Consider the following 24,325-nt stretch of genomic DNA (forward strand, 5'->3'; position numbering starts at 1 on the left):
AGTGTTATGGAGTTTAAAACGATTCAAACCGCTAAAGATCCTTTATTTGAAAAAGCACTCCAATTATATGATGCAAAATTAGATATAAGTTTAAGTGAAGATAGTTCTATATTTAAACGTTCACTTGAAAATAACAAAACTGAAAATGACTATGCATTCGTTGTAGGTATAGAACATGACCAAGTGGTTAGCCTTGCTACAGCTCACTATGAAGCGACAACCAATGCCGCGTTTCTAATCTATTTAATCGCCCAAGATGGACCTAATCATGACGAGCTCATTACTTTAACGTTAGAGGAAGTCGAAAAACAACTTAATCTTTTATCCAACGAAGTTCATGATAGAGACATTAATTTTATTATGCTCGAAGTTCCAAAAGAACCAAAGACTGTTGATGATAAAACTGATAAAATTCTTGAACATCGAAGACAATTTCTTTATGAACATGAATTTGAAAAGCAAGAAGAAATTGACTACATTCATCCAAATTACGCCTTGAATGAAGAATCTAAAAAAGTTGACTTATTTATTAAAGCCAATATCGAACTCACGAAAGACATATACGGTACGAGTGTTAAATCAAATTACATTCTTAAATATGTCTTCGCTAATGGAATTTCACGCGATATTATTTATCCCCTTTTAGAAGAAATGAATTTAAGACCCCTCTATAGAACAACTTGAAATCACAAGCGAGAAAGAGTAAACTATCATATGAGGTAAGACTGACGTTTCACTGACCGAAGACAAACGTCACTATACATAAACCAAATATGAAGGGACTTTTTCAATGTTAACCAAAGAATTTGCACAACGTGTCGAACTAAGTGAAAAACAAGTCCGTAAAATCGTACAACACTTAGAAGAACGTGGATATCAACTTAGTAAAACTGAATATCGTGGACGTGAAGCTACAGATTTTAAAGAAGAAGATATTGAATTATTTAGAGATATCGCTGATAAAGTAAAGCAAACTAATAGCTATGATTTAGCATTTGATGAACTTGAAAAAGAAAAAGATTTCTTACAAGTAATTGTAAAAGATGAAGATAGCCAATTACCTACTGACCAAAATGTTGCGCAGTTAGTTGAAGATTTACGTAGCGAAATTCAAAAAATGCGCGAAGAACGCCAAATGCTTGGCCAAATGATCAATCAAGTTCATCAACAACAGCAAGAACTTAAAGATTTACAAACTGAAATCACAAACAAAATTGATGCGAACACTGAATCTTTAAAAACTATTCAAACTTCACAAGAAGCTATTCAATCTTCTCAAGAGAAACAAGCAAAAGAAATCAAGAAGGCGAATACGCAATCTAGTGAAACTGTATCCTCACCATCATTAAGTGAGAATAAGGAGAAAGTTATTTCTGAAAGTACATCATCTACTAAAAGTGAAAGCGCAAGCACATCTGACTCTCTCTCTACATCTCAATCAGAAAGCAGTAATTCATTAAACGGAAGTGCATCAAATTCTCAATCACCAAGTACCACTGTAAGTACTTCAGAACAACCAGAGTCAACTCATAGTGAATCTACTATTAACTCTAACTCAACAACATCGTCTCATTCACCTAACGAAATGAACACTCAACCTAGAGAAGAGAAAAAAGGATTCTTTGCGCGTTTATTTAATTTATAAATGAGCATACAACTTCTAAACACTTATCTGAGTATGTGTTAAATACACATACTCAGATAAGTGTTTTTTAAATCACCGTGTTTCATCGCAACTACCCACACCCTACTCTACACATTCTCTTTTATTTAATTATTCAGAAAATTATTTCTATATTATTTTCATAAAAAATGAATTCAACTACCTTGAATTCTATAATCGCGAGTAATACCCTTATTATATATGTCGGAATACTATATTTTAGAACAAAGGAGTATATACATTATGGAAGCATTCTTCACTATTATTAACGTAGTAGTGTTAATTATTTTCATTATTATGTTAAACATAATGGCTAGAAAACATGTTTCATTTCCTAAACGTGTATTTACCGCTTTAGGTATAGGGATTGTATTAGGAATAGCTTTACATCTTATATTCGGAGCAGAATCGAAGGTATTAAAACAATCCACAGATTGGTTTAGTATCGTGGGCGATGGCTATGTTGCCTTACTTCAAATGATTGTAATGCCACTGATCTTCGTTTCAATTGTGGTAGCTTTCAGTAAAATCCAGATTGGAGATAAATTTGCTAAAATTGGGACATTCATTTTTATGTTTTTAATTGGCACTGTAGCCATTGCAGCTATTGTCGGCATCATTTACGCTTTAATCTTTGGACTTGATGCTTCTTCAATCGACTTAGGTAGTGCAGAACATTCTCGCGGTACTGAAATTAGTAAGCAAGCTAAAGATTTAACTGCAAACACGTTACCTCAACAAGTTCTTGAATTACTGCCAAGTAATCCATTCTTGGACTTTACAGGTCAACGTACGACATCAACTATCGCAGTTGTCATTTTTGCAACTTTCGTCGGTTTTGCATATTTACGTGTTGCACGCAAAGAACCAGAGTATGGAAATCTGTTAAAACGTGGCATTGAAGCTGTATACTCAATCGTTATGGCCATTGTAACTTTCGTTTTAAGATTAACGCCATACGGTATACTAGCAATTATGGCTTCTACATTAGCAACCAGTGACTTTGCGGCAATCTGGACTTTAGGAAAATTCTTACTCGCATCTTATGCTGCTTTAATCACAATGTATCTCATACATTTAATCATTTTAGGAGTATTAGGTGTTAATCCAGTTAGATATGTTAAGAAAACTTTAGAAGTGCTAATCTTTGCTTTTACTTCTCGCTCAAGCGCGGGTTCTCTGCCATTAAATATCCAAACCCAAACACAACGTCTAGGTGTACCTGAAGGTATCGCAAACTTCTCAGCTACATTTGGTTTATCAATAGGACAAAACGGTTGCGCGGGAATTTACCCTGCTATGCTAGCAATCATGGTTGCGCCTGTGGCACATGTACACATTGATTTTCAATTTGTCATTACGCTAATAGCTGTTGTTATCATTAGTTCATTTGGTGTTGCAGGTGTTGGTGGCGGCGCTACATTCGCTTCCATCTTAGTACTATCTACGTTAAACTTACCTGTGGCACTTGCAGGTGTACTCATTTCTATTGAACCGCTCATAGACATGGGGCGTACTGCATTGAACGTGAATGATTCAATCTTAGCTGGTACAGGTACTGCACGCTTAACAAAAAATTGGGATAAACAAACATTTGAATCTAATAATTATGGGGAATTATCTTCAAACTGATTTGAACAATAAGTAAGACGCACTCACAACTAAGTGGGTGCGTCTTTTTTTATTTGCATTAACGTTTTATAAATCCAGCTTTATTAAGTTGGTCTAGCATATCTAGCCTAGTTTTTCTTCCTAAGAAAGATTCAATTTGTTCGGTCCAAGTTTCAGTTCTTTCGCCATTTGTACGTTCTTTATAATAATCACTAACCACTTGGTCATATTCATCTAATTCACGACGTTGTTTATCATTACTTGCATCGTAACTATTTTTATGGAAAATGTGTTCAAATGGTAAACGTGGTTTAGGCTCACCATCTTCATCCTCAGCGGGTTCTCCTACAGCCATACCAAATAGAGGGAAAGTATAGTCAGGTAAGTCTAAAATTTCACGAACACGACCTACATCATTACGTAGGGAACCTAAATAAACGATACCGTAACCCATATCTTCAGCTGCTACAGCCATATTCTCAGATACAAGAGCCACATCAATCGTGCCTACTAATAAGCCTTCAGCTGAACCGTATGAGACTTCCATATCTGAATCCACTTTTTCATTTACTAAACTATGACGGTAATAATCTAGAACGAAGACGAATAAATAACCATTATCTAACACATAAGGTTGCCCTGAAACTTCTTTTAAATTTTCTTTAATTTCGGGATCATCAACACCTATAATTGAGTAAGTCTGAAGATAACTAGAAGTTGATGCGCCTTGTCCAGCCTCAACTAATTTCTTCACAGTATCATCACTAAGAGGACTATCTTTGAACTTTCTTACTGAATGATGCTTACGCATTAAGTCGTATACATAATCTGACACACTAATCACTCCTAATAAATTTATACACATATGATAAATCCTAATTTGTCTTTAAATATTCTATACCCTGAACAAAGGACTTTTAAATTTATTTGCACACAGCTTATTTAAAAGTTATCATAATAGTATTAATTTTCAGATATTTTAAGGAGAGATATCATGACTCAAGCTATTAAAAATATTTCAAATGCCCTTTTCAATTCTTTTAAAAATAAAAAACCTATTGATTTTGTAAGCGAAAATTACAATATCACTGAGGAAGAAGCTTATTTAACTCAAGATGATTTAATTGAACAGCTAAAATTTAAAGATCGTACACATGTTGCTGGATACAAAGTGAGTATGACGAGCGCTACAACACAAGCAATTGCTCATACTAATGAGCCTGCTTATGGCACTATTTTATCAGATAAAATAGTAAATAATGGTGACGCTGTCTCACTTTCTTCATTATTTTCCCCATTATTAGAACCAGAAATTATGTTTATTGCAAAAGAAGACTTACCTTATGATGCAGATTTACAAACAATTATTCTTAATACTGAAATCGCTGCCGGCATTGAGATACCTGACGCAAGATATAAAGATTGGTTCCCGAATTTCACTCTTGGTGATTTAATTTGCGATGATACTGCAACAGGATTGATTGTTGTAGGAAATAAAGTAGATCCTTTAGATATAGACGCATTTGCGCATGTACAATTGAATTTATATAAAGATGAAGAATTAATTGCTACAGGTGACTCATCTGAAGTATTAGGTAACCCTCTCAATGCTGTACTTTGGCTTATTAAAAAGTTACATTCCCACGGTAAACAAATAAAAAAGGGACAAGTCATTTCTTCAGGAACATTCATCTCTCCGCTTAAATTAGAGTATGGTACGTATCGTGCAGAATATAGTGGAATAGGTACCGTAGAGTTTAAGGTTTCTAAATAAAACTAAACCAAATAGAGTTAAATTCAAAATAGTAACAATTATTTTGAATTTAGCTCTATTTTATTTATATAAACTGTCATAAAAGAAAATTGAGGGTACAGATGTTATCATTAATGTATAGATGTAATAAAATTACACTCCATTATCAATGAAACATGTTTAGTTGAGAATGATATGTGTTATTTATGGTATAAGAAGTGGTTGGAAAAGAATATTACATTCGATAAATTAAGCTTCTTATCACTTTATAGTTCGCATTGTTCATCTCTAACATGACGCTATATAAAGGCTATTGTTATTCATTTTCTCAATTAAAAAGTTTCTAAAGTTGACTATTTAGATTGTAGATGTGATAATACTTATCAAGAGATTAGAATTATTATAAACAAACAATTATTGTTAACTAATTCTAATTTATACTTAAAAATTTCAGGAGGTATTTACCTATGTCTTTAATTAACAAAGAAATCTTACCTTTCACAGCGCAAGCTTATGATCCAAAAAATGATGAATTTAAAGAAGTTTCTCAAGAAGATTTTAAAGGTTCTTGGAGTGTAGTATGCTTCTATCCTGCTGACTTCTCTTTCGTATGTCCTACAGAATTAGAAGATTTACAAAACCAATATGATAAATTACAAGAATTAGGTGTCAACGTATTCTCAGTATCAACTGATACTCACTTTGTACACAAAGCTTGGCATGATCATTCAGATGCAATCAGCAAAATCCAATATCAAATGATTGGTGACCCATCTCAAACAATCACTCGTAACTTCGATGTATTAGATGAAGAAGTTGGTTTAGCTCAACGTGGTACATTCATCATCGATCCTGATGGTGTAGTTCAAGCAGCTGAAATCAACGCTGACGGCATCGGTCGTGACGCTAGTACATTAGTTAACAAAATTAAAGCAGCTCAATATGTACGTCAACATCCAGGCGAAGTTTGCCCAGCTAAATGGGAAGAAGGTTCTGAATCATTACAACCTGGTTTAGACTTAGTAGGTAAAATCTAAGGAGGCATTAAAAAATGCTTAATGCTGATTTAAAGCAACAATTAAAACAATTATTAGAGCTAATGGAAGGCGACGTTGAGTTCATCGCTAGCCTTGGCTCAGATGATAAATCTAAAGAACTTAAAGATTTACTAGATGAAATTGCTGATATGTCAGCACGCATCACTGTAACTGAAAAAGATTTAAAACGTACACCAAGTTTCTCTGTAAATCGCCCAGGTGAAGAAACAGGTGTTACATTTGCAGGTATTCCATTAGGTCATGAGTTTAACTCACTTGTATTAGCGATATTACAAGTAAGTGGCCGTGCTCCTAAAGAAAAACAATCTGTGATTGACCAAATTAAAGGTCTTGAAGGGCCATTTCATTTCGAAACTTTCGTTAGTTTAACTTGTCAAAAATGCCCTGACGTTGTTCAAGCATTGAATTTGATGAGTGTTATTAATCCTAACATTACGCATACTATGATTGATGGTGCAGTTTTCCGTGAGGAGTCTGAAGACATCATGGCTGTACCAGCTGTCTTCTTAGATGGTCAAGAGTTCGGTAATGGCCGTATGACTATTCAAGATATTTTAACTAAATTGGGAAGCACTCAAGATGCTTCTGAATTTAATGATAAAGACCCTTATGATGTTCTAATCGTAGGTGGTGGTCCTGCAAGCGGTAGTGCTGCTATCTATACTGCACGTAAAGGACTACGTACAGGTATTGTTGCTGACCGTATTGGTGGTCAAGTTAATGATACTGCTGGAATTGAAAACTTTATTACTGTTAAAGAAACAACAGGTTCTGAGTTTTCTTCTAACCTTGAAGATCATATCTCACAATATGACATTGATACGATGACAGGTATCCGTGCTACTAATATCGAGAAAACTGATTCAGCAATTAAAGTTACTTTAGAAAATGATGCTGTACTAGAAAGTAAAACTGTGATTATTTCTACAGGTGCAAGTTGGCGAAAACTTAATATTCCTGGTGAAGATCGCCTTATTAATAAAGGTGTAGCATTCTGCCCTCACTGTGACGGCCCTCTATTTGAAAATAAAGATGTCGCAGTTATCGGTGGCGGTAACTCTGGCGTTGAAGCAGCTATCGATTTAGCAGGAATTGTTAAGCATGTTACTGTATTTGAATATTCATCTGAATTAAAAGCAGATAATGTCTTACAAGATCGTTTACGTTCTTTATCAAATGTTGATATTAAAACGAACGCAAGAACTACTGAAGTTCTTGGTGAAGACCATGTTACCGGTATTAGTTATGAAGATTTAAATAGCGGTGAAACTCAAGTAGTAAATCTTGATGGTATTTTCGTTCAAATCGGTTTAGTTCCTAACACTGCATGGCTACAAGATGCTATTGAACTAAACGGACGTGGCGAAGTAGTCATCGATCGTGATAACGCGACAAACGTTCCTGGTGTATTCGCAGCAGGTGACGTGACAGATCAGAAGAATAAACAAATTATAATTTCAATGGGTGCTGGCGCTAACGCTGCGTTAAATGCATTCGACTATATTATCAGAAACTAAATGATAATTATTTACCTATCATAATATCTTCACACTAAAAGAGCCTTAATTGTTAAGGCTCTTTTGCTTCAGACTGTTGGCAAAGTATCAGACTTTGTCGGCAGTTTTTTTATATTCAATTAATATTGTAACGATGTAGTTTTATATCATTGGATCAGAATAGTGAAAATGATTTTATACACGACACAAAATAGTCATACATCACTATGAATTGTAGTTCTTAAACATTCAAATATTTTTTCATAAATGATACTCTATAATGTGTGTAATAACTAAAAATAATACTTAATTATAGAGATGTTAAAGGAGTTCCATCATATTATGAAAAAAAGAGTAATTTTAAGTTTACTAATTGTGCTCGCCTTGGTACTTTCAGCTTGTTCAAATCAAAGCGAGGATGATAATGACCAAAATAGTCATAGTAGTACTCATGCACCTAAAAAAGCTAAAAATATGAAAGAAAAAGACATTTTCTCCTCTAATAAAAAGGGACAAAAAATAAGTGAGTCTGAAATGAAAAATGCTCTTAAAACATATTTACAAGCTAATAGCGATATTCTTGATAATAAATACTTAATGCAACATAAGTTAGATAAACAAAGTGATAGTAGCCCTAAAATCACTAAATCTCAGGCAAACAAATTAAGCGAATTATCTAATTTAGCTGTTAAAAATGATTTACGTTTCAAAAAATTTGTTAAAAACAATCACATTCCACAAGAATATAAAGATCCAACACAACGTATTATCAACTATTTCAACGCTTTAAATAGTACAATTGCAAATGTTGATGAAGATATTGAAGAATTAAATTACCAACCTCAAAATTCAATCAATGTCGTTGACGTACCTACTAAATATGCAGGTGACGTCAATAAAAAACAACAAGATAAAATCACTAAATTCCTCGATAAAAAAGGAATTAACACTGAAGTATTTAATAAGTAATCAATTAAAAATACCTCTATTTGATGAGATTTAACATCAAATAGAGGTATTGCTTTTTAACCTTTGACAGCGCTAACAATTTACTTCACACTAATAGTGTCTAATGTATTTATTGTATAGAAACTAAAAATTTTACAAATTTTATTAGGAGTGACTCGATGAAACTACGTGTAAGTTTTATAATTCTAGCGATACTAGGATCAATTGGCGCGATTTTAACACTTGCTAAGTATCCGAGCGGCCCAAATACTATTAATTATGACGAGCCTTGGCAAATATTCACTGCTATCGTTACTCTATTAGTGAGTGCTTTACCAGCTTTAATATTAGGATTCTTCAATAATTTAGTATGTAGAATCGTATCGGCAATAATACAAATTTTTGCATTAATGCTTTGGTTCATCTTAGCCGTAGTCACTTTTTTAACAGGGTATATACAACCTGGTTTAATGAGTGGTTTAACAGTCGTTTTGATACTAGTAAGTACTATTATCACACTTTCTGTGGGCTACAAAAAGACACAGTCTTATGCATAATTATAAACTTTAAATATTGATTATTAAGACACCCATCAGTCTTATTTCCTAAAAAATAGTGAATGGATATAAGAGGATTTAGCCTACTCATATCCACTCACTATTTTTATTTATGAACTAAATATGGATAACAGTTCTTAATCTCGGCATCTAAAGCATCTTCTTTATTGAGTTCACCTAAATAAACTAATATACATCTTATAACTACTTGATGAGCAATTATAACTATATTTTCATCGTCATGATTTAACTCCTCATTAAAGAAGTGCTCAATACGTTCATAAACATCTTGATAGCTTTCACCCTCAGGTGCTTTTTGACTAAAGCTATGTCGAAAGTCTTTAAACTCTGGGTCATTGAAGTATCTTTCGTATTCTACATCTTCACTAACCTCTTATTTATTTTTCCCTTCAAATACACCTAATGAACGTTCTCTCAACGATTTAGTGAACGTTGTAGGTATATTATACGGAAAGATACCCTCATATGTTTGTTGTGTTCTCAACAAATCAGAGACATAAACATGTTCAATCTTCTTATTAGTAAAATAAGTGACTAAATCTTGCGCACTTTGCATACCTTTTTCAGTTAAAGGAACGTCTAATTGGCCACAAAAATATGGTTTACCATGTTTATTATCATAATTGGACTGAGATTCACCATGTCTTACAAGATAGATATTCATTTTATAATACTCCTTAAAATTATATGATTAACTACTTTTACTTAGTAGTAAATTAATTGATAAACCAATTAATACGATTCCAACTACATAGTCAAAAACCACTTTGAACTTAGGTTTACTAAATAATAGTTTAATATATTGGAAAATAAACACACAGAATAAAAACCATAAACATGTAACAAGTACTACTGATAAAGATAAAACAGCTACTTCTGATTTTACTTGAATACCTCCATTTGAGAGAAATTGAGGTAAAATACTCACGTAAAATAATAATGCTTTAGGATTTAAACTTGTACTAAGAAAACCTTGTCGATAAGATGTTAAATAGCTTACATTTCTTACATCTGCCAACGCTTCCTTACTAAAATTCATTGTACTATGGGCGCTTCTAATACTTTGAATTCCTAAATAAATAAGATAACAAGCACCTAATATTTTAATAATTAAAAAGACGTAATATAAACTAGTCAATATGTATATAATGCCGAAAATTGCTAAAGAAGAATAAAGAATATGTCCTGTAGTAATTCCTAATGCTGCTACTATCCCATTCATTTTACTAGAATTAATTGTATTTTTCATCACAATTAAAAAATCAGGACCTGGCACAATGATAATCAGTAACGTAATAATAATGAATGAAAATAGTCCTTCCATACGCGTCCCCTCCTTGATGTCGTTTTATACATTAACAATTATTACATACAAAAAATCATAATGTAAGACCTCCCTAAGACATCCCTGAAGTTCTATAATTGTGAAATTTTAGAAAAAACTCCATTTTCAATATCTTATCTCAAATTGCTATTTTGCGAATTTGATTTATAGTTTTAAAAGAATTTAAAAAATTATTATTGTCAGATAAATGTGAATCATGATACTATTAGAGTGTAGTTAGTAGTAACTACAAAGTCTTTTATATTCATGAACATAATACTCCTGGATGGCGTAACCCAGCGCCATCCTCTTTTTTTGTCTAAAATCTAATAAATCATTATTATAAATTTTTTAGAAACTCTTTCACTTTATTTGAATCTGCAAGTCCTTGTTCTCTGGATGCTGCTGCAATTACTTTTCTAATACTTGGGTCAACTGGATTATTACCCATTTCATTAAACTTAGCTACTACACTAGCATTCGGTATTAATGACAATACTTGTTTGCCTTCTTGTATTAATTGATCAACTTGCTGCTTTAAACTTATAGGCGTATCTACTTGGACATTAGGTGAAAGAATAATTACTTTCTCAGTCTCAGTAGCTAAATCTGCATTTTCCATTGAATAGGATCCGCCATCTGAATATTGTTTACCGTCAATCGTAGTAGGAGGCCATACTCCTGGAAGTGAAGAACTTGCACTTAAAGCTTGATGGATATTTATATTATCTTCTTGCTTCCAAGTCTTTCTACGTACAGTTTCAATATCAGTACCAGTAATTATTAAGTTATCTCCCCATTGGATATCACCTATACGTTCTTTTATTCTTTTAATATGTTCATCTTCTGTTACAGCTACTTGGTATGTTTTCGCAAATTCACACAATTTCTCAACCCAGTCATCTCCATTAGTAGCTTCTTTAGTTATACGTTCATATTCATCGAATACTTCTCCCATATTAGGGTTAGGATTAACTTCATTAATTTCTTCATCAATTTGTTCATTCCAAATCTCTTCCCAAGTTTTATTTGATGCGATTACGGCACCAACTTGTGAACCCGCTGAAGTTCCAATAATTTGTTCAGAAAGTCTTAGCTCAATTCCATGATCAGCTAATCCTTTTAGTAAACCAATTTCCCAGGCAATACCATATTGGCCACCGCCACCTAATACTAAAGTGATTTGTTCAGACATTTGAGCAACCTCCTTATTTAATCTTATAGTATATTTTACCCTGGGACACGTCCTATCATTCGAACAATTGTTAATGATGTTAGGTATGCAAGATATATAAATTTAAGCAATAAAAAAGATGACCCCTTAATGAGGTCATCTCATGTAACTTATCTTTATTGTTTATTTCTTTTTGAATAAACGTAAAACTAATGAAATTAAAAAGATTAAAATAATTGAACCAAGTAACGCTGGGAAGATGTGAATTTTACCTAATTGTGGACCCCAATGTCCAAGAATTGCAGTACCTACCCATGAACCTACGATACCTGCGATAATATTACCTAAGATTCCGCCTGGGATATCTTTACCCATAATTAAGCCGGCAATCCAACCAATGATACCACCGACAATGATCATACCTATTAATCCAAACATAATGATTGTCTCCTTTACTTAATAATTATTTATCCAATAGTAATTGATACCCTTCGACAGATTTATTAAACAAATTTACGAAAAAAATTTATTTTAATTTAAAAAAGAAACATTTATTATCTACTTTCAATAGAAAAAAACACTTACTTTTAAAGTATTTATGCATCGTAAAAATACTAAGTATATTTTAATAGTAACATTGTAAAATTGCCTTCATGACAACAATAATTTGTATGTTAAAATATTTGAGTAATATTTGCTTAGCGCTCATAAAACTCTTATTTTAGGAGGTTTACGTCATTTGAATAGTAAATTGAACATACTCAAATTTTTAAATAAATTTTTCCAAATTATAGGTTTCTTATCAGTCATTACAATTTTATTAATCATTACATTTAATTTTTTCATTTATGGCCATCTGGAAGGTAATTTTGAAATAGGATTTAACATTAAAAGTAAACAAATCTATATTATGACTACGTTAATTATCTTAATTATAGTTTGTACTATTGCTTCTCTAATCATTAGAAAAATTGAATATAAAAAAGAAAAAAATCAATGATTACTACTTTGTAATCCTATAAAAATGCATCGCATTTTTGTAAAAGATCTTTTCTTGTTCTTCTTTAGAGAAGTTTTTCTCAATCAGTTCAATGTCTGACTTCTCAAATGGACGTTTTGCTCGAGTAGATGGTAAGTCTGTGCCAAACATAATCGCGTTAGAATTAATTTCCATCAGTGCTTTAAGAGTTTGTAAAGGATCAACCTCTATTCGACCGAAACCTGTCGCTTTTACATAAACCCCATTACGAACTAAATCTTTTAAATCTTCAAAGCCTTCTTTAGTAAGCCCCAGATGGTCTATTGAAACTTGAGGCAATTCTAAAATAATATCTTTAATTTCACCCAATTTTTTTGATTCAATATAAAGCTCAGTATGCCATCCCACTAAATCATAGACACGCTGTGCAAATGATTTAAGATGTCTTAAATCTTCCGAACCTCCTCTTTTTACATTAAACCTTACTCCTCGTACTCCTAATTCGTTTAATTTTATGATTTTTTCATCAGACGTTTCTACAGGTAGTTGAGTTGTACCTACAAAGTGTCCTTTTAAACTTTTAAGTGCATGTATTAAATAATCTTGATTGAATCCTTGGAATGAGCCAGAGACAATTACACCATCATCGATCCCTAGATCTTTTTGCCATATTTCATAATCTTCTTCTTTAAATTCTGGAGGCATATAACCTTTATTTTCTTTTACAGGATAATCAAAATTAATAATATGAAAATGTGCATCAAAAATTTTCATTCTAGCACCCCCTAATTTTTTATTTTATTAATTTATTACCACAAAAATTAAATATAACGACACATTTAGATTTAATATCACATTGAAAGCTCATTTTTATAATTATAGAATAAAAATACACCAAGATGATATCAGCAAGAATTGGAGTTGTTTCATATGAATTTACATATTCTATATAATTTAAGAACTAAACGCCATTTAGAAATTGAGGAATTAGCCCAACAGTTAAATGAGAAATACGGAACGCACTACGAAGCTCATCAAATTTGGGAGTGGGAAAATCACTACCACGAACCTAAATTTAAAGATGCATTGCATTTAGCTGATTTCTTCAACACTCCATATCAAATGTTTCTTGAAAGTAAAGTTAAAGAGTATCAAAAGCATTTAGATGATGTGGATATTAGAATGTAGCACGCGATACAAAAAGAAAAGCTAAGATAGTACGTTTCAGTATAATAAACGTATTACCTTAGCTTTTTTATCATTTCTTTCCTTGATTTAATATTTTAACCCCAGTAACAATGCTTATAATCAAACAGATTAAAGCTAAAATACCAAAGATAATTCCAACAATTAAACTAATAATGAAAACTGCATCAGGATGCGCATGAGCACCATTATGTGCGTATTTAGCATTATTAAAAGCACTTTTCATTATCCAAACAAATATAGTCCATGAAATATGATTAATTAATGAGTTTTTACCATATTTTGACATTGGTTTATCAGCGAATATCCATACGCAAAATGGAAATAGCAACGGCGCGAATAAGATACTAAAATAACTTAAAGCCGCAAGTAATTTTTGATTTTTAGTCATTTCAATATTGTTCATTTCAATCACCTCTACAAAACTTATTAAAACACAAACAATTGCCTTTAATAACCTTCATAGCGATATCTTTCAGTAGTGTAAGTTTATCGATTGGAAAGTTGATTTAAATCAACTGTTTTAAGTTCTGAAATAGGGTAATCTTGTTCAGCTAATATCTTACCTTCATAACCTCGTTTCGCTTGCAGAACAACCTTTTGGGCATTATTAAGGTGATAAATTACCATTCCTTTACGCGTCTCACCTTTTTCTATTTTTTCATCATTCTTAGTAAGCCATTTTCTATAGTGATACAAATGCTTTGTATTCTTTCTCATCCCTAAGGGTTTATCGTTTTGTAAAACTCTAAAACCTTTCTCCCAAGAGTTTTTTACAGTTACACTGTATTTATCAGATTTACTCTTCACTTTGTATTGAATAGCTAAATCAGTAACATTATTACGAGGATCCCTTAGTATGAAAATCCTTTTGATTTTAATTATCTGTTTATCGAGAACCAATTTATTATTCTTAAATTGCACAATATTATTATTTAACATCTTATGTACTAATTTATTTTCACTTTTAACCTCATCTTTTTGAGCTTTACTCTTATCGCAAGAAACACCAAACAGACATAATATTAAAATAGTAGCAAGAATTCTTTTCAATACACTCACCCATAAAAATTAATAATTATATTATACTATAATATTTTACTTCATTTGGTGCAGGCAGGTATTTACTTAGGAGGAAAATTTAAATTCTTACTCCTGCTCTCCATAATCAAATCATTATTTTATTTCTCTATTCATCATCGTCATCATCGAAGAATACATCATAAATAAGTTCAATAATCGTTATAACCAAACCTAAAATAACTATAGCGTTAGCAGTTTTGTTATCAAAAATATGTATAAAATCAATTTTACTTATTATATTAAAAAACCATCCATGTCTATCATTATTTATATTAAAATAATCAAAGACAAAAGCCACAACAAACGTGACCACTAAATTGATAAATAAATTTTTAAGAACTTCCTTTAAATTATATTCCATCGTAAGACTCCTTTGTTTATTTAATACCGTCAATACTTAACTTATCATAAACAAAGTAAATTGATATAAAAAATTAAAAAATTGCCTATACTAATATAAATTACTAATCTAGTTATATATTTAATGAAAAGATATACTTATTACTAAATAGTGGGGCGCATCTGCGCGGAGTGTACTTGAGGTTAACTGTTGTGACGGTTGCCTTTTTTTATGCTCAAAATTTCAAAAACTCTTAAATTATGCCCTTTAACTGCCCTTTTTCTAAAATTTAAAGCACAAAAATAACCCCGTAAGCCTATGCCTACGGGGTTTAACAATAAACTATATATTATTGTTCTTCTTTTACATATGGTAATAAAGCCATATGACGAGCACGTTTAATAGCTGTAGTCAACATACGTTGATATTTAGCTGAAGTGCCTGTTACACGACGTGGTAAGATTTTACCGCGTTCAGAGATAAAACGTTTTAATAATTCAGTGTCTTTATAGTCGATGTGTGTAATACCATTTGCTGTGAAATAGCAAACTTTTTTACGACGACGTCCGCCTCTTCTTGGTCCACCTGCCATGGTTAACTGCCTCCTTTGACTTATTTTTCGTTTTTATACGTTCATTTTAGAATGGTAAATCATCATCACTAATATCGATTGGGCCATTAGCATTTGCAAATGGGTTGTCTGATTGATTAGCGTTTGATGAATTATTGTTATTGTAAGACGTATTTTGTCCTGATTGTTGACCACCGAATCCTTGACCATAGTCTTGGAAATCGTTGTTTTGTGAACGTTGGCCACCTTGTTGTGAATTCTTAGGTTCAAGGAATTGAACACTATCACACACAACTTCAGTAACAAAAATACGACGACCTTCTTGATTTTCATAACTACGCGACTGTATGCGACCATCAACGCCAGCTAAACTACCTTTAGATAAGTAGTTATTAACATTTTCAGCTTGTCTTCTAAAGACAACACAGTTAATGAAATCAGCTTCGCGTTCCCCTTGAGCATTCGTGAAAGTACGATTAACTGCTAGAGTAAATGTCGCTACACTTACGCCTGAGGGAGTGGTTCTGTATTCTGGATCTTTCGTTAAACGACCTACTAATACAACTCTATTTAACATTTAAACGCCCCCGTCTAATTATTACTTATCTTGGTCTTCGCGAATAACGATGTAACGGATGATATCGTCATTGATTTTAGCTAGACGTTGGAATTCGTCTGTAGCTTTATTGTTATCTGTTTTAATACGTACGATGTTATAGAAACCTTCTTTGAAATCATTGATTTCATAAGCTAGGCGACGTTTACCCCAGTCTTTTTCTTCTAAAACTTCTGATCCTTCTGAAGCTAAGATACCGTTAAAACGCTCAACTACAGCTTTTTTAGCATCTTCTTCAATGTTAGGACGTACGATATACATAATTTCATATGTTCTCATAGTTTATTTGCACCTCCTTATGGTCTATGCGGCTTATCAACATTTATGTGATAAGCAAGGAATAATTTTCATTACTCACAATCCAGAATTATAGCACAGAGTATTACTTTTTACAATTCATTTTATAATGATTCTCTCGTTAAGTTCTTTAACTAATGTGATTAAATCCTCCATATTACATCCTAGTCTATCTAATCTCCAAAAGATAATAGTATCTCTTGATCTCGCAATTTCAATTGCTTTATCTAAACTAGGTCTTTTACTTTTTGAACCACTCACAAGTTTTTTTGTGAACATAGATTCTTTGTTGAGTTTTTGAACACACAAATATATATAATTCTTACTTATTTCGATATAGAAAGAGAGTGTATAGAAAATGGTTATTTTCAGTATACTCCTTTTTTATATGATACTAGTTATTAATTGTAAAATCTTTATATTCATCATTAAGGAGCTTTTTTAGTAGAACTTCTATATTATCTTCGCAACCACAAAGACCATTCTTTTTATATAATTCTGTATCTTTATCAGAATTAGTTAACCAAATGGCAGCCATATTAACATCTAATGCTCCCAAGATGTCATTTTTAAAAGAATCTCCTATAAACAAGCACTCTTCAGGATTGACGTTTAGATTAGACGTGACATTTAAAAATGCTTTAGGGTCCGGCTTTTCATAACCTATATTCTGAGATATAAAAATATTCTTTTCGAATATTGATCTAATATCGAGGTTATCAATTTTAGTGTTCTGTTCTTTAAGCTTACCATTGGTAAGGATGGCGATGTTTACATTTTCTTTCAAGGACAAAAGCAAATCATTTATTTTTCTATTAACAGTTATACTAGACAGCAATTTAGTAAAAAAGGATTGGAAATACTTATTAGCTTCTGCATGAGAAATATCTATATCAAAATGTTTTAAAGTTTTAATTAATCTTAACTCTCGCAATTCATCTAAGGTCATAATCCCTTCATCATGCTGTTTCCAAAAATATAAATCATATTTCTTATATAATTTCATAAAGTCACTATACTCTATGTCTTTAAATAACGTATATTCTTCAAAAGTATCTTTATTAGCTTTTATCCATAAATTATTAAAAGAAAATAGCGTATTATCTAAATCAAAAATAACCAATTTCACTTTTCTAGCCATTACTCACACGCCTTTTAAAATGTATGAAGATTGTTTTAAAATATGGTATAAATTACCATTGCCTGCAAAAATATCAAGATCATTAAAGTTGCTTTGAAGGTCTATCCAATAAAGTGATTGTTCATAATTTGCAGGTGGTATATAGTTTTTATTTAGTATACCAGAATAAACATATATCTGCTGTTTGTCTTGATAATATGTTATATCCATTATTGGATGCAATATCACATCATCGCATGTTAGGGATATCTCTTCTAACATTTCCCTATATACACTAGACTTAAGACTTTCACTTTCTTCAACCTTTCCGCCTATCAAATTATACATATTTTTAAAAGGTGGATTAATTCTTTTACACATTAAGATATTTTTGAAGTTTCTATCAAAAATTGGAATTAGATTGGTCTTTTGCAATATCATCCATTCTTTTTATTAATTGAATATTCTTCATATACTAACCAAATGATTGATACTAGAGTAATGATAAGGCCTAAAATTTTCATGAAATTGGGAAGTGGTCCCCAGAGAATCCATGAAATTATCATAGCTACAGGTAACTCTATAGTAGTTAAAGTTGCCATACTAATTGAACTGACTCTTTTTGTTGAAAATATAAGTAATTCAAATGTTATAATCTGACCTAATATAGCTATTGTAGTACCATAAAAAATGACGTTGGTTTTTAAAAGAGAGAGCTCCTGAATATAAAAAATACTACAAAATAAAGCTGTAATTACTGCTATTGCAAATATATATACCTTTATAAATCCATGATTGGTTGTTTTAGGTAATGTAAACATATTTGTTGCAAATGATACTCCAGCAAACAAGCCCCATAAGCACCCTAGGAAACTTATTTGTGTAATATTAGCACCAATTAAAATAAAGGAGCCAATCCAAAGCATTATAATAGAAAGAATGTGTTTATAATTAAATCTTTCTTTGTTAAAGATCACACCTAACAAAAATAATATCCATGGAAATTGGAATAAACCTAGTGATGCTATGCTTGGATTAGTTAATTTGATCGATGAATAATAGCAAATACCTGTTAGCGCTGTAGTAATACCAGCAATATAGTTAAATGGATTTTTTAAAATATTAGGTGTAAAACTTTTATAAGTTGGATTAGAAACTAAATATCGGATTATAAAATATACTAAACCTATTACTAATTGATATAGTATTATATTGATAGTTTCTACACCATTTACATTAGCCATTTTGACTATATTAGAATTAAAACCAAATGAAATTCCAACGAACAAAGCAGCTATTCCACCGATAACAGAAGGTTTTTTAGACATTAAAACTCGCCTCTTAATTTTGGAATTACAAATTTAGCAATGCCACTACCTATTTCAGTGTTACAGTTTGCATGAATAGGTATCCATTTCACATTATGAATCTCATTATCTGGATATGGTTCGCCGTTTATTTCAGTGATATATGTTCTTAAAAATAACTTTTCATTTTCTAACATAGAAATATCTTCATAATCACCAAAAAATTCCATTTTTGAAATAGTTACATTTAGCTCTTCTCTCAATTCCCTTGATAACGCTTCAATGTCATTTTCTGTCCCTTCATATTTACCGCCAGGTAACATATAAAAATTGGGTGCTTTCTTTTTACTAACGGATAAAATACAATCATTTTTTATAATGACAGCAGCAACTTTTTTAATCATAAAAAAGGCTCCTTAATATTGGTAATTTTGCATTAAATCTTTTGTTTTTGTCATAAAATGCACGTGTTCTTCACATATATCTAATTTATCTTTAATGTACTCTCCTACTACTTCTTCCGTTGGTTCACTGAAAGCATCACCAAATATAGAAACACCTTCTAAAGATTTAGAAGATAATCCAAATGTCATAAGAGCATATTTAACATCGTCTTGATTTCCAAAGTTATAAATAGGACACTCGTAATCAATACCATATTTAGCTTCAAATTCTCTAAATAATTCTATTGCAACATTCTTTTGCTCAGCTAAATCTTCTTGATAACCTACACAACCATCAACTATTTTTTTAATACCGTGTTCTAAACAATATACTGTCGCAGCTGCATGTATAGCTAATTTATCGCCTAAAAGCACTAGATTTATACCCCATCTTTTGAAATCGGCTTCTAAATTTTTTATTGCAATACTTCTAAACAGTCCATATGTAGGTAAAATTGTTCTCCCTACAATATTATTTGGAAATCTTTCAATCAATTCTTTAACCCTCATTTCTGAAAGTTCACTTTTTATGCCAATACCACTATTACAAGTTATTAAATGTACTTCTTTATCTTGTAGGGATTCCAAACAAGCAACTAAAGAAGAATCTCTTCCACCAGTAAATAAAATAGCAACTTTTTCTCTTTCCATTATTCATTCCTCCATATATTCTTTAATTTTTTTTAGTAAAAATTGAATGTCCTCTTCATTATTTATAAAACTTAAAGATACCCTTATGGCATTAATATCTACGATATCTTTAGTGAAAATAGAAAAAAACTCTAAATGCTCTTTCAATGCCTTACAGTTAATGTTTTCTGGGAAAGTTAAAGTACAAATATTATAATTGTTGTCTGTAACAATACTTATATTAGCAATATCGGAAACTAAACATTTCATATAATTATTTAAACTTTGCGTTTTTATGTAAACGCTTTCAATTTTTCTCGAACCAGTTAAATATTTTAAAACATCGTTCATACCATAAACACTAGGTCTAAACATAGTTCCTAATTCCCATCTTTGTCCATTGTCTTGAATGCTATAATCGTTATAATCATTAAAGTATTCAAAGGTTGAAATTCCAGAAAATATAATATCTAAATCTTTTTGGATATTTTTCCGAACAAATAAAAAACCTAATCCTTCAGGCCCATAAAGCCATTTATGAGCAGGAAAACAATAAAAATCTGCATTAATATTATGTAGATTTACAGGATATGATCCTGCAGCTTGAGCACCATCTACTAGTACTTTCATCCCTCTACTATGTGCAATATCTATAACTTCTTTAATAGGTACTACTTCTCCTGTCTTCCAAAATATGTGAGATATAACTATCATTTTAGTTTTACAGGTAATTAGGTCTTCTAGTTCCTTGATATTAAATCTTTGCTTTACTTTATACTCTTTGATTACTACGCTTTTTTTGTTTTTCAAATTTATTAAAGGAGATATACTTGCAAGATGTTCCATAGAAGTTGTTATTATTTCATCTCCAGTATTAAATTTCATACCATTAAGAACTATATTAAGGCCAAACGTAGTATTATTAGTAATGGTTATTTCCTCACTATAAGCACCAATTAAATCGGCTATCTGTTCTCGTAAATGAGATAATTGTACATTAAACTTTTTTCTTGATCCTTTTCTTGATCGTCCGTAATAAAATTCATTTTTTATTTCTTTTATCATTTTACATTTTAATTCTTTAATTACTATAGATAATTCACCTGTATTAAAATAAAGATTATTTTTTATAAAATTTCCTCCTTTTAAAATAAATAATAACACAAAAAGAAATTTTTTACACATTTTCTAGAAATAGTTCATTTTGTGTTCACTTTTATGTCAACAAGTATTAGAAACATTAATATGATAAATCGATGTATGTAAGAAATTTATTTGTCATTTTACTCATTTATCGCATTATTAACTTTTAAGTATAAAAATTAATTTATAAAGATACTGAAATGAGTAAGAATTTATCTAATTTTAGTGAAGAGGTATGTAAAAAAGCTATGCATAGATATTATAAAATTGAACCTTATTTTAAAAGATTAGAATCAGTGAAAGAAATTAGTGAGTCAACTAAAGTCCCTATTCGTGCGCTTTATAATTGGATTAATAGATACAATAGCGATGGGGTTACAGGTCTCATAGATAAAGCAAGAAGTAATAAGTATCGAATAAATACAGATGAAGATATTAAGAATGAATATTTCAGTACATCCCCTTTACATCCCTGCTCATTTCGAATAATAAATTTTTATAAAATTAAGAACTTTTTATGTTCCGTATAACTTAATATTTAAACATTACAAATCGTACTAAATGCGTTGTTGCGAATTGAGTTTAATTGTTATAGCATAAAAATTACATTTTACATATAATTGTACGTAATTTCTAAATTCTCAATAAAAAAGGAGCACATTTATGTTAAAGAAGGTTACATACTCGATAATTTCATTTTCAATGTTAGCGACAAGTTTGGGCATGGTTAACGCAAATGCAGAGGAATCTTCTAAAAGTCAGTCAACAAGTGAAAAAGGAACAATGGGTTATGGCTACCAACAATATTTAAAGAAACATCCTAATCAAAAAAGTAACGCAACACAAAATCGTTCAACGTTCTCAACTAAATCTAGATCAGCTGTAACTAACACTGGAGAGAGAGTATTAGATATTTCAGAATGGCAAGGTAATTTAACTGACGCTCAAGTTAAAAAACTCAAGAAAAATTATGACTTCATCATTATACGCGGCCAGTATGGTTCAGAATATGTAGATCAATGTTTAGAGCACAATTCAGCTTTATTAGACAAAAATAATATGAAATTCGGTGTTTATTCTTATAGTATGTATGAGAATGCTGATGACGCGCGTTATGAAGCAAGAACTTTATACAATCGTGCTCCAAAAGCTTCATTCTATATTAATGACTATGAACAATCTTCAGTAACGAGCGGCGATGAGAATACAGCTACTCAAGCTTGGGCAAATCAAATGAGACAACTTGCAGGAAACAAAAAAATACTCTTCTATTCTTATGAAAACTTTATGGTAAATCACGTTGCAAATGCAGTGAGTTCGTATGATGGCTACTGGTTAGCATCTTATCAAGCTGAAGAACCTACACGTGAAAAAGTTTTATGGCAATATACTGATAGTTATTATTCACCTGAGTTAGACCAAAATGTAGATGCCAATTACCTTGATAGCAATGTTGATGCTTCTTGGTTCACATCTTAAAATTAATACGAACACAATCGAACAAAAACACTTCACTTTTACGAACATTCGTTCTATAATATAGGTGAGGTGTTTAGCATGAAATTAAATTTAGATTGGAATAAAGATTTCCAAGAATTTCAAGATATCTTAAATTGTGGTATTCACCCTGAATGGCTTTATTGTGCTAAGGCAAATATGGTCCTTGAACCTGCATACACTGGCGAAGGAAAGCAATTCTTTAGCACTCAAGATATAATCGAAGCAAGTGAAGTAATTCCATTTTTTTAAGAATTTGGAAATTCAAATATAAAAGCAATGTAGTTGAGTCACTTAGCCACTTTGAGCATACTAAACTACATTGCTTCTTTTTTATAAAAAAGAGCCATCTCCTAATGAGATAGCTCCATAATATTTATTCAATTATACATTAAAGCGGAAGTGTACGATGTCTCCATCCTTCATAATGTACTCTTTACCTTCTAAGCGTTGTTTACCCGCTTCTTTAGCGCCATTTTCGCCACCGTGTTCAACATAATCTTCATAACTAGTAACTTCGGCACGTATAAATCCACGCTCAAAGTCAGTATGAATAATACCTGCACATTGTGGTGCTGTCATACCTTGTCTAAATGTCCATGCACGAACTTCTTGGACACCAGCTGTAAAGTAAGTAGATAAGCCTAATAAGTCATAAGTAGTTCGAATTAAACGATCTAAACCAGGTTCTTCAATACCTAGATCTTCTAAGAACATTTCTTTATCTTCATCATCTAATGTTGCGATTTCTTCTTCAATTTTGGCACTAATCACAATGACTTCAGAATCTTCTTTTTCAGCATATTCGCGAATTGCTTTAACTTTATCGTTATCTTCATCGCCAATTTCATCTTCACCAACATTAGCGATATATAACATTTTCTTAGAAGTTAATAATTGTGCTTGATTTACCCATTTTTGGTCATCTTCATTGAAATCAATACTTCTAACCGGTTTACCATCTTCTAACGCTTCTTTAATTCTAGTCAAGATGCGCAACTCCATCTCAGCTGTTTTATCCTTTTGACGAGCCATTTTTTCAATTTTAGGTAAGCGTTTATCAACAGATTCTAAATCTGCTAATACCAATTCCATATTGATTACTTCAATGTCATCTAGAGGATTCACTCGACCAGATACATGCGTTACATTTTCATCGTCAAATGCACGAACAACCTGGCATATCGCATCTACTTCACGGATATGGGATAAGAATTTATTTCCTAACCCTTCGCCTTTAGAGGCACCTTTCACGATACCTGCAATATCTGTAAATTCAAATGTAGTAGGAATTGTTTTTTTAGGTTGTACCATTTCTTCTAATTTAAATAAACGTGAATCTGGTACTTCTACGATTCCCACGTTCGGATCAATCGTAGCAAATGGATAGTTTGCTGCTAATGCACCAGCTTTAGTAATTGCATTAAATAGGGTAGATTTACCTACGTTAGGTAAGCCTACGATACCTGCTGTTAAAGCCATTAATCA

The 24,325-nt window shown here is 31.5% G+C and carries 30 protein-coding genes and 2 pseudogenes; 12 read left to right on the forward strand and 20 right to left on the reverse strand.

Features of this window, described 5'->3' with window-relative positions; translation table 11 throughout:
* Positions 1 to 6: 6 nt before the first annotated feature.
* The 3 genes from AC3WQX_RS09810 (at position 7) to AC3WQX_RS09820 (ending at position 3,295) form a co-directional block, all read left to right on the forward strand.
* The gene (locus AC3WQX_RS09810; protein ID WP_049427020.1) at positions 7 to 684 is read left to right on the forward strand and encodes a hypothetical protein; all 678 of its coding nucleotides are present in this window, start codon (positions 7 to 9) and stop codon (positions 682 to 684) included.
* Positions 685 to 790: 106 nt separating this feature from the next.
* On the forward strand, positions 791 to 1,645 hold the full coding sequence (locus AC3WQX_RS09815) for a hypothetical protein (protein ID WP_030061279.1): 855 nt from the start codon (positions 791 to 793) through the stop codon (positions 1,643 to 1,645).
* A gap of 261 nt (positions 1,646 to 1,906) precedes the next feature.
* Positions 1,907 to 3,295 carry an L-cystine transporter gene (locus AC3WQX_RS09820; RefSeq protein WP_030061280.1) on the forward strand — a complete coding sequence of 463 codons (1,389 nt, stop codon included), beginning with the start codon at positions 1,907 to 1,909 and terminating at the stop codon, positions 3,293 to 3,295.
* Between the two features lie 58 nt (positions 3,296 to 3,353).
* On the opposite strand, the gene AC3WQX_RS09825 is transcribed toward AC3WQX_RS09820, so the two are convergent.
* Positions 3,354 to 4,109 (reverse strand): NADPH-dependent oxidoreductase, encoded by a 756-nt coding sequence (locus tag AC3WQX_RS09825; RefSeq protein ID WP_030061281.1) that lies wholly within the window; start codon positions 4,107 to 4,109, stop codon positions 3,354 to 3,356.
* Between the two features lie 159 nt (positions 4,110 to 4,268).
* Between AC3WQX_RS09825 and AC3WQX_RS09830 the strand changes: the two genes are divergently transcribed.
* From AC3WQX_RS09830 to AC3WQX_RS09850, 5 genes are all read left to right on the forward strand, one after another.
* Positions 4,269 to 5,048 carry a 2-keto-4-pentenoate hydratase gene (locus tag AC3WQX_RS09830; RefSeq protein ID WP_049427022.1) on the forward strand — a complete coding sequence of 260 codons (780 nt, stop codon included), beginning with the start codon at positions 4,269 to 4,271 and terminating at the stop codon, positions 5,046 to 5,048.
* A 446-nt stretch (positions 5,049 to 5,494) separates the two neighbouring features.
* Entirely contained in the window at positions 5,495 to 6,064 is a 570-nt protein-coding gene (gene ahpC, locus AC3WQX_RS09835) for an alkyl hydroperoxide reductase subunit C (protein ID WP_030061284.1), read from the forward strand.
* Between the two features lie 14 nt (positions 6,065 to 6,078).
* Positions 6,079 to 7,602: an alkyl hydroperoxide reductase subunit F gene (gene ahpF / locus AC3WQX_RS09840; RefSeq protein ID WP_030061286.1), complete on the forward strand. Its 1,524-nt coding sequence runs from the start codon at positions 6,079 to 6,081 to the stop codon at positions 7,600 to 7,602.
* Between the two features lie 321 nt (positions 7,603 to 7,923).
* Positions 7,924 to 8,550, forward strand: a complete 627-nt coding sequence (locus AC3WQX_RS09845) for an NDxxF motif lipoprotein (protein ID WP_213667947.1) — start codon at positions 7,924 to 7,926, stop codon at positions 8,548 to 8,550.
* A 158-nt stretch (positions 8,551 to 8,708) separates the two neighbouring features.
* On the forward strand, positions 8,709 to 9,086 hold the full coding sequence (locus tag AC3WQX_RS09850) for a YdeH family membrane protein (protein WP_023349914.1): 378 nt from the start codon (positions 8,709 to 8,711) through the stop codon (positions 9,084 to 9,086).
* A 106-nt stretch (positions 9,087 to 9,192) separates the two neighbouring features.
* On the opposite strand, the pseudogene AC3WQX_RS09855 reads toward AC3WQX_RS09850, so the two are convergent.
* The 4 genes and pseudogenes from AC3WQX_RS09855 to AC3WQX_RS09870 all read right to left on the reverse strand — a co-directional run bounded on the left by AC3WQX_RS09855 (position 9,193) and on the right by AC3WQX_RS09870 (position 12,043).
* Positions 9,193 to 9,771: pseudogene (locus tag AC3WQX_RS09855) on the reverse strand (histidine phosphatase family protein).
* 27 nt (positions 9,772 to 9,798) lie between these two features.
* On the reverse strand, positions 9,799 to 10,431 hold the full coding sequence (locus AC3WQX_RS09860) for a LysE family translocator (RefSeq protein ID WP_002434620.1): 633 nt from the start codon (positions 10,429 to 10,431) through the stop codon (positions 9,799 to 9,801).
* Positions 10,432 to 10,771: 340 nt separating this feature from the next.
* On the reverse strand, positions 10,772 to 11,626 hold the full coding sequence (locus tag AC3WQX_RS09865; protein WP_002434588.1) for a patatin-like phospholipase family protein: 855 nt from the start codon (positions 11,624 to 11,626) through the stop codon (positions 10,772 to 10,774).
* 162 nt (positions 11,627 to 11,788) lie between these two features.
* Entirely contained in the window at positions 11,789 to 12,043 is a 255-nt protein-coding gene (locus AC3WQX_RS09870) for a GlsB/YeaQ/YmgE family stress response membrane protein (protein ID WP_002434433.1), read from the reverse strand.
* Between the two features lie 301 nt (positions 12,044 to 12,344).
* On the opposite strand from AC3WQX_RS09870, the gene AC3WQX_RS09875 reads away from it, so the two are divergent.
* A complete protein-coding gene (locus AC3WQX_RS09875) occupies positions 12,345 to 12,605 on the forward strand; it encodes a hypothetical protein (protein WP_002434577.1) in 261 nt (86 codons plus the stop codon).
* Positions 12,606 to 12,608: 3 nt separating this feature from the next.
* On the opposite strand, the gene AC3WQX_RS09880 is transcribed toward AC3WQX_RS09875, so the two are convergent.
* Positions 12,609 to 13,358 (reverse strand): amidohydrolase family protein, encoded by a 750-nt coding sequence (locus tag AC3WQX_RS09880; protein WP_030061295.1) that lies wholly within the window; start codon positions 13,356 to 13,358, stop codon positions 12,609 to 12,611.
* Positions 13,359 to 13,514: 156 nt separating this feature from the next.
* Between AC3WQX_RS09880 and AC3WQX_RS09885 the strand changes: the two genes are divergently transcribed.
* Positions 13,515 to 13,772 carry a helix-turn-helix domain-containing protein gene (locus tag AC3WQX_RS09885; RefSeq protein ID WP_049427030.1) on the forward strand — a complete coding sequence of 86 codons (258 nt, stop codon included), beginning with the start codon at positions 13,515 to 13,517 and terminating at the stop codon, positions 13,770 to 13,772.
* 70 nt (positions 13,773 to 13,842) lie between these two features.
* Here the strand turns inward: AC3WQX_RS09885 and AC3WQX_RS09890 are convergent, their stop codons facing one another.
* The 13 genes and pseudogenes from AC3WQX_RS09890 to AC3WQX_RS09950 form a co-directional block, all read right to left on the reverse strand.
* A complete protein-coding gene (locus AC3WQX_RS09890) occupies positions 13,843 to 14,196 on the reverse strand; it encodes a magnetosome magnetite crystal formation protein family (protein ID WP_023349918.1) in 354 nt (117 codons plus the stop codon).
* Positions 14,197 to 14,279: 83 nt separating this feature from the next.
* Positions 14,280 to 14,843, reverse strand: coding sequence for a DUF5067 domain-containing protein (locus AC3WQX_RS09895; protein WP_030061299.1), 564 nt, complete (start codon positions 14,841 to 14,843; stop codon positions 14,280 to 14,282).
* Positions 14,844 to 14,979: 136 nt separating this feature from the next.
* Positions 14,980 to 15,234, reverse strand: coding sequence for a hypothetical protein (locus AC3WQX_RS09900; protein ID WP_023349920.1), 255 nt, complete (start codon positions 15,232 to 15,234; stop codon positions 14,980 to 14,982).
* A gap of 328 nt (positions 15,235 to 15,562) precedes the next feature.
* On the reverse strand, positions 15,563 to 15,805 hold the full coding sequence (rpsR, locus tag AC3WQX_RS09905; RefSeq protein ID WP_001831354.1) for a 30S ribosomal protein S18: 243 nt from the start codon (positions 15,803 to 15,805) through the stop codon (positions 15,563 to 15,565).
* 46 nt (positions 15,806 to 15,851) lie between these two features.
* Positions 15,852 to 16,361, reverse strand: coding sequence for a single-stranded DNA-binding protein (gene ssb / locus AC3WQX_RS09910; protein ID WP_023349922.1), 510 nt, complete (start codon positions 16,359 to 16,361; stop codon positions 15,852 to 15,854).
* A 21-nt stretch (positions 16,362 to 16,382) separates the two neighbouring features.
* On the reverse strand, positions 16,383 to 16,679 hold the full coding sequence (gene rpsF, locus AC3WQX_RS09915) for a 30S ribosomal protein S6 (protein ID WP_002434058.1): 297 nt from the start codon (positions 16,677 to 16,679) through the stop codon (positions 16,383 to 16,385).
* 132 nt (positions 16,680 to 16,811) lie between these two features.
* Positions 16,812 to 16,976, reverse strand: a pseudogene (locus tag AC3WQX_RS09920) (recombinase family protein); the annotation flags it as partial.
* A gap of 115 nt (positions 16,977 to 17,091) precedes the next feature.
* On the reverse strand, positions 17,092 to 17,838 hold the full coding sequence (locus AC3WQX_RS09925; protein WP_492740120.1) for an HAD family hydrolase: 747 nt from the start codon (positions 17,836 to 17,838) through the stop codon (positions 17,092 to 17,094).
* Positions 17,839 to 17,841: 3 nt separating this feature from the next.
* On the reverse strand, positions 17,842 to 18,258 hold the full coding sequence (locus AC3WQX_RS09930; RefSeq protein WP_227489929.1) for an NUDIX hydrolase: 417 nt from the start codon (positions 18,256 to 18,258) through the stop codon (positions 17,842 to 17,844).
* Entirely contained in the window at positions 18,255 to 19,145 is an 891-nt protein-coding gene (locus AC3WQX_RS09935) for a DMT family transporter (protein ID WP_213667948.1), read from the reverse strand. The genes AC3WQX_RS09930 and AC3WQX_RS09935 overlap by 4 nt, the downstream gene beginning before the upstream one ends.
* Positions 19,145 to 19,528 carry an NUDIX hydrolase gene (locus AC3WQX_RS09940; RefSeq protein WP_030061333.1) on the reverse strand — a complete coding sequence of 128 codons (384 nt, stop codon included), beginning with the start codon at positions 19,526 to 19,528 and terminating at the stop codon, positions 19,145 to 19,147. The genes AC3WQX_RS09935 and AC3WQX_RS09940 overlap by 1 nt, the downstream gene beginning before the upstream one ends.
* 12 nt (positions 19,529 to 19,540) lie before the next feature.
* Positions 19,541 to 20,218, reverse strand: coding sequence for a hypothetical protein (locus AC3WQX_RS09945; RefSeq protein ID WP_030061334.1), 678 nt, complete (start codon positions 20,216 to 20,218; stop codon positions 19,541 to 19,543).
* 3 nt (positions 20,219 to 20,221) lie between these two features.
* Positions 20,222 to 21,361 (reverse strand): aminotransferase class V-fold PLP-dependent enzyme, encoded by a 1,140-nt coding sequence (locus AC3WQX_RS09950; RefSeq protein ID WP_492740123.1) that lies wholly within the window; start codon positions 21,359 to 21,361, stop codon positions 20,222 to 20,224.
* Positions 21,362 to 22,003: 642 nt separating this feature from the next.
* Between AC3WQX_RS09950 and AC3WQX_RS09955 the strand changes: the two genes are divergently transcribed.
* Positions 22,004 to 22,819, forward strand: coding sequence for a GH25 family lysozyme (locus AC3WQX_RS09955; RefSeq protein ID WP_002434109.1), 816 nt, complete (start codon positions 22,004 to 22,006; stop codon positions 22,817 to 22,819).
* A gap of 78 nt (positions 22,820 to 22,897) precedes the next feature.
* A complete protein-coding gene (locus AC3WQX_RS09960; RefSeq protein WP_002434516.1) occupies positions 22,898 to 23,089 on the forward strand; it encodes a hypothetical protein in 192 nt (63 codons plus the stop codon).
* Between the two features lie 132 nt (positions 23,090 to 23,221).
* Here the strand turns inward: AC3WQX_RS09960 and ychF are convergent, their stop codons facing one another.
* Positions 23,222 to 24,319 carry a redox-regulated ATPase YchF gene (ychF, locus tag AC3WQX_RS09965; RefSeq protein ID WP_002434081.1) on the reverse strand — a complete coding sequence of 366 codons (1,098 nt, stop codon included), beginning with the start codon at positions 24,317 to 24,319 and terminating at the stop codon, positions 23,222 to 23,224.
* Between the last annotated feature and the right edge of the window lie 6 nt (positions 24,320 to 24,325).

This window comes from Staphylococcus sp. FW104-15G4D (genome assembly GCF_058790135.1).